This window comes from Streptomyces sp. UW30 (assembly GCF_008042075.1).
GTDB lineage: Bacteria > Actinomycetota > Actinomycetes > Streptomycetales > Streptomycetaceae > Streptomyces.
This window is the reverse complement of sequence record NZ_RDBN01000040.1, coordinates 1-5,448: the sequence shown is the minus strand read 5'-3', so window position 1 is coordinate 5,448 and position 5,448 is coordinate 1. Positions and strand designations below refer to the sequence as shown.

Genomic DNA, 5,448 nt, shown 5'->3' with positions numbered 1-5,448 from the left:
GACGACGAGGCCGGTCTGGGTGGGGGCGTTCAGCATCTCGCCGAGCGTCCAGACGCACACCGTCAGCGCGATGACGCCGACCGAGCCGGCGAAGGCGGTGAGGCCGAAGCCGTAGCCGGCGAGCAGGGACGACACGATGAGGATCTTCGTCAGCCATGCCGGGCACGACGGCCAGTGGGCGGAGTGGGTGGCCTGGCACCTCCGGGAGGCCGGGTACGCGATCGAACTCGACCTCTGGCACTGGCGCACCGGCGAGGACTTCGTGCGGAAGATGAACGACGCGATGGAGCGGGCCTCCGCCGTCGTCGCCCTGTTCTCCCCCCAGTACTTCGCCCCGGGCCGGTACACCGAGGAGGAGTGGACCGCCGCCGTGGCCGGCCGGGACCGCTTCGTACCGCTGGTCGTCGAGCCCCTGGAAGCCGGGCAGTTACCCGCGATCCTGCGGCCCCGCATCCGCCAGGAGCTGCACGACCTGGAGGAGCCCGCGGCTCTTGAGGCGCTGCTCGAAGCGGTGCGCGGACGCGAGATCCCGACGACCTCGCCGGCCTTCCCCGGCAAGGCGGGCAAGGGGACGAAAAGCGCCAAGCGCTCCGGTCCCCCGGCACCTCAGGGGCTCCAGCCCCGCTTCCCCTCCGCCCTCCACGACCCCGCCGTATGGGACGTACGACAGCGGGGGCGCAACCCGCACTTCACCGGCCGCGACGAGATCATCGAGAAGGTGCGCCGCGGTCTGCTCAGCGAACGCCGGGCCGCGGTACGGGTGCTGCACGGGCCGGGCGGGGTCGGCAAGACCCAGATGGCCCTGGAGTACGCGCACCGCTTCGCCGGGCAGTACGACCTGGTGTGGTGGGTCGACGCCGAGCAGCCCGAGCAGGTGCCGGCCCGGTACGCGGAACTCGCGGCCCGCGTCGACGTGGCCAAGCCGGACGCCGGTGCCGAGATCAACGCCCGGTACGCCCTGGAACACCTGCGCACCAGCGACCGGTGGCTCATCGTCCTGGACAACGCCGAGGACCCGCGGCAGCTGCGCACCTGGTTGCCGGAGGGCTCCGGCCATGTGCTCATCACGGCGCGCGATCCGGCCTGGAGCAAGGTCGTGCCGGGGCTCGCCCTGGGGGTGTTCAGCCGCGAGGAATCACTCGGCTACCTCAACCGTCAACTGCCCACGCTCAGCACCGGGACGGCGGACGCGCTGGCCGACGCCCTCGGCGATCTGCCGCTCGCGCTGGCGCATGCCGCGGGCGCGCTCGGCGAGGGGACACCGCCCGACCACTACCTCCAGCTGCTCAGGACCAACACCGCCGAACTCCTCAACGACGGGGAGGTCTACGACTATCCGGTCTCGGTGGCGGCCACCGTCACCATCGCCGCCGAACGCCTGGACGCGGGCCGTCCGGAGGCGGCGGCGCTGCTGCGCCTGGCGGCGTTCCTCGGGCCCGAACCCATCCCGACGAAGTGGCTCGTCGAGGCCCGCGGCGCGCTGACCAGCGTGCCGGGGGACCCGAACGACTTCCGCTGGCCGAGAAACGCGCTCCAGCCGCTCGCCCAGTACGGGCTGGCGGTCGTCGGACCCGACGCGTTCCAGGTGCACCGGCTCACGCAGGCGGTGGTGCGGCATGCCGGCGGCGCCGGGACCGGGGACACCGTGCAGGACGTGGCAGCGCTGTTGGCTGCCATCGATCCCGGGGACCCCGAGCTGCCGGAAGCCTGGCCGGAGTGGGCATCGCTCACCCAGCACTTGACGGCGACGCTGGACGCGATGATCGACAGGGCGGAGCTGCGACCGACATTGCTGAAGGCCGCCCGGTACCTTGCCCGCAACGCGCAGCCCGAGGCGGCTCTCGGCCTTTCCGAGATCATGCACGCGAAGTGGAAGGCGTCCCTGGGCGAGGACGATCCCGACACGCTGCGCCCGGCGCACATGGTGGCCCTGGCCCTGCACGACATGGACTTGTACGAGGAGTTCTTGTCTCTCGTCGAGGACCTCCTGGAGAGGCGTCTCAGATTGCTCGGGAAAGACCATCCCGACACACTGAGTACAACCCACGACGTGGGTGTCGCCCTGCTCAACCTGGGCAGATACGTCGAGGCACACGGCATCCTCCAGGACGCCGCGGCACGTCGTCAGTCGAGACTGGGCGAAGACCACGTCGAGGCCCTCTTCTCCGTCGCCAGTACCGGGGCCGCCCTGATCGAGCTCGATCGGCTCGATGAAGCCCAACGCGTACTGACGGACGCCCTGGCCCGATACCACCGCACACTGAACGAGCACCATCCCGCTGCCCTGGAAGCGAAGGGCTACTTGGGCCAGACCATGGCTCGTCTCGGCAGAGACGTCGAGGCCCTCAATATCAAGGAAGAGGTTCTGGCGCTGCGCCGGCAGTTGCTGGGCGACAGACACCGGAGCACGCTCTTCAGCGCCGACAGCCTCGGCGTGACCCTCATCGACATCGGCCGGTACGCCGAGGCTGAGCGTCTCCTGCAATCCACAAGAACCCGCGTCCGCGAAACTCTCGGCACCGACCATGCCCTGTACAAGAGCATCACCATCGGTCTGGCCCAGGCCCTGACCCGCCAGGGCAAGACCCACGACGCCCAGCGCCTGCGCGCCTCCCTCAACCGGAAGAAGCTCCCGAAGAAGCGCCCCCGCTGACCTCACGGGTGCATCCGAGCACCCTTGATCACCTTGTCCACCGCATTCCGCGGCCCGTACACCGCCAGCCCCACCAGATCCAGCTCCCCTGTGGCGACGGCCCGCACCGCCGCCCGGTTGTCGCGGTCGTTGCCGGTCGTGAAGAGGTCGGAGGTGAAGACCGCGCGCGGCAGGGCGCGGGACAGCGCGCGGGTGTGGGCCGTCGTCAGCGTCTCCTTCGTGGCCTCGAAGACCAGGACCGGCTGGCGGAACATCGGCAGATAGGGGACACCGTCCGCGTCCTCGTAGGGGTCGCCGATCACCTCCGGGACCTGCGTTCCCAGGCCGCTGACCAGGAACGCGGTGACGTTCAGCCGTTGCCAGGGCTCCAGGTCCTCGCGCAGCAGGAGGGCGATCTTGGTATCGATGGGGGTCCCCCCGCTCGAGCGAAGTCGAGAGTGGGGGAGGATCGGTTCGTTGCTCATGGGCCGAGACTGCCGGGCGCCGTACGACAGCGTCTTGTACGTTCTTTGCATGGCACCGCAGCGTGATGTCTCCGCGTGGCGCCCGCACGTCCCGGGCGTCGTGGAGGTCTTCCACGCGCACTTCACCGAGTACGCGTATCCGATGCATGTGCACGAGGCCTGGACGCTGCTCATCGTCGACGACGGCGCCGTACGGTACGACCTGGAGCGCCATGAGCACGGCACGCCGCTCGACACGGTGTCCCTGCTGCCTCCGCACGTCCCGCACAACGGCTCCCCCGCCACCCCGTACGGCTTCCGCAAGCGGGTGCTCTATCTCGACAGCACGCGGCTCGGCGAGGACCTGATCGGCCCGGCGGTGGACTCCCCCGACCTCCGGGATCCGGTACTCCGGCGGCGGGTCGGCCAGTTGCACACCGCGCTCGCCCACCCCGGAGACGAGTTGGAGGCGGAGAGCAGGCTGACCCTCGTCGGAGAGCGGCTGCGCGAGCACCTGCGTGCGCGGTCGGTCGCAGGGGAGCGACGTGACCCCGCCCTCGCCCGCGACCTCCGTGAGCTCCTGGACGCACGCGTCGCCCAGGGCCTCACCCTCGACGAGGCCGCCCGGCTGCTGCACGCCCATCCCGCCCACCTGGTACGTGCGTTCAGCGCCGCCTTCGGCATCGCCCCGCACCAGTACCTCAACTCCCGCCGCGTCGAGAGCGCCCGCGCCCTGCTGCTGGGCGGGGCGAGCCCGGCCGAAACGGCGACCGCGACCGGGTTCTACGACCAGGCCCATCTGACGCGGCACTTCAAGAGGTTGGTCGGGGTGACGCCGGGGCGCTATCGCAGCAGCGCGCGCTGAGCGTCGTACAGATTGCGCGGGTGTACGACGTCCGTCGTGCCGTACAGCTCCAGGCGGGAGTGGAGGTCACCCACGAAGTCGGGGACGTCGATCTGGTCGAACTCCCTGACCTCGTTCAGGCCGACGGTGGCGGAGTACGGGGCCAGGCCGTCGAGGCGGATCATGCCCGCGCGGCCGTTCGTGACCCGGATGTTCCAGTGGGTGAAGCGTGCGCCGAACAGGGGGCCCGCGCTGGCGTCGCCGCCGTGGCGGCCGTTGTTGTCGACGGTGATGTCGGTGCGGACGTTGGCGAAGGGCAGGCCGCGGTGGCTGTCGAAGGTGCCCATCCGCATGTCGCCGCGTGACCAGACGTTGTGGGAGGACAGGCCCTCGACGTTGATGCCGTGCAGCTGGGTGCCCGCGGGGGCCGGGGTCGTGCGGGCCTCGATGGTGAAGTCCTCGATCAGGTTGTCGTGCGAGCCCTCGCGGCAGAAGTAGGGGTGGTGGCTGCCACGGCCCGCCACGCGCGTGTGCCGGAGTGTGCAGGCGGAGGCCGCCACCAGGCCGAAGCCGTTGTCGACGTGGCGGACGGTCACGTCGTCCGCCCAGCAGTCGTAGGCGCACTGGAAGACGACTCCGTTGTGGCCCTTGTCGAGGAGGTGGGGCTGTTGTGGGGTCTCCACTGCCTCCAGGGTCAGGCCCTCGACGCCCGATCCGGTCAGTTCGCCGACGTGGGTGGTCAGTCGGGGGTCCCACTCGGGGCGCAGGTCCAGCGGGAGCGGGCGTTCGAGGGTGACCTTGCGGCCCTGGACGCGGGTGATGCGGACCGGCCATTCGTAGGGGACGTACGACGTCAGTTTCGTCTTGTCGTCCCAGGTGTACGCCTCGGGGCCCGGGCCGCCGCCGCACATGTGCTCCAGCAGGGTGTGGTCGGCGTCGTCGGCGAGGCGGAGCAGGACCAGCGCGCCGGGGCGCAGTGCCGAGGGGTCGGCGACCGTCACCGTCCACGAGCCCTGGCGCGCCGGGGCGAGTGTCGTGAGGGTGCGCCACTCGTCGCGGCGGTTTCCGGTCCAGCCCTCGAACGGCCAGGCCTTCGCCCTGATCGCGGCCACGAGGGAGTCCCAACGGGCCGTCGGGGCCAGCCAGATGAGGCCGCCCGCCCAGGACCAGGACGACTTGTCCCCGCCGTAGCGGGAGCCGTAGGGGCCGATCAGTTCGGTGAGGTTCCGCGTCGCGTGGAGCTTGGTGCGGGCACTGCCGGCACCACGGAGGACCACGTTCGAGTGGCCGATGCGGATGACGTCGTCGATACGGAACGTGCCGGGCGGGATGGTGACCGTGCCACCGCCGGCCCGTCCGGCGGCGGCGATGGCACGGTTGATCGCGGGGGCGGAGTCGGTCGTGCCGTCCGCCACGGCGCCGAAGTCGCGTACGTCGGCCACGACGCGGGGGCGGGGGAAGCGGGAGGCTCCGCCGCGGTGGCCGGCCCGGCCGATGCAGGGGATCTG

General features: G+C 70.9%; 4 protein-coding genes and 1 pseudogene. 2 read left to right on the top strand and 3 right to left on the bottom strand.

Annotation, left to right across the window (positions count from 1 at the left end):
• A pseudogene (locus tag EAO75_RS47710) lies at window positions 1–147 on the bottom strand (MFS transporter); the annotation flags it as partial.
• Here EAO75_RS47710 and fxsT point away from each other — a divergent pair.
• Entirely contained in the window at window positions 137–2,653 is a 2,517-nt protein-coding gene (gene fxsT, locus EAO75_RS30060) for an FxSxx-COOH system tetratricopeptide repeat protein (RefSeq protein ID WP_147998295.1), read from the top strand. The pseudogene EAO75_RS47710 and the gene fxsT overlap by 11 nt on opposite strands.
• Window positions 2,654–2,655: 2 nt before the next feature.
• Here the strand turns inward: fxsT and EAO75_RS30055 are convergent, their stop codons facing one another.
• The gene (locus tag EAO75_RS30055) at window positions 2,656–3,117 is read right to left on the bottom strand and encodes a DUF2000 domain-containing protein (RefSeq protein ID WP_147998294.1); all 462 of its coding nucleotides are present in this window, start codon (window positions 3,115–3,117) and stop codon (window positions 2,656–2,658) included.
• Between the two features lie 49 nt (window positions 3,118–3,166).
• Between EAO75_RS30055 and EAO75_RS30050 the strand changes: the two genes are divergently transcribed.
• Window positions 3,167–3,961, top strand: a complete 795-nt coding sequence (locus EAO75_RS30050) for a helix-turn-helix transcriptional regulator (protein ID WP_147998293.1) — start codon at window positions 3,167–3,169, stop codon at window positions 3,959–3,961.
• Here the strand turns inward: EAO75_RS30050 and EAO75_RS30045 are convergent.
• A partial coding sequence (locus EAO75_RS30045) for a glycosyl hydrolase family 28-related protein (protein WP_147998292.1) occupies window positions 3,940–5,448 on the bottom strand: 1,509 nt, incomplete at its 5' end. The genes EAO75_RS30050 and EAO75_RS30045 overlap by 22 nt on opposite strands.

What these genes read in the sequence shown, in the direction of transcription:
- fxsT (WP_147998295.1), top strand. Translation starts at nt 137, where the DNA reads ATGAGGATCTTCGTCAGCCATGCCGGGCACGACGGCCAGTGGGCGGAG.
- EAO75_RS30055 (WP_147998294.1), bottom strand. Translation starts at nt 3,117, where the DNA reads ATGAGCAACGAACCGATCCTCCCCCACTCTCGACTTCGCTCGAGCGGG.
- EAO75_RS30050 (WP_147998293.1), top strand. Translation starts at nt 3,167, where the DNA reads ATGGCACCGCAGCGTGATGTCTCCGCGTGGCGCCCGCACGTCCCGGGC.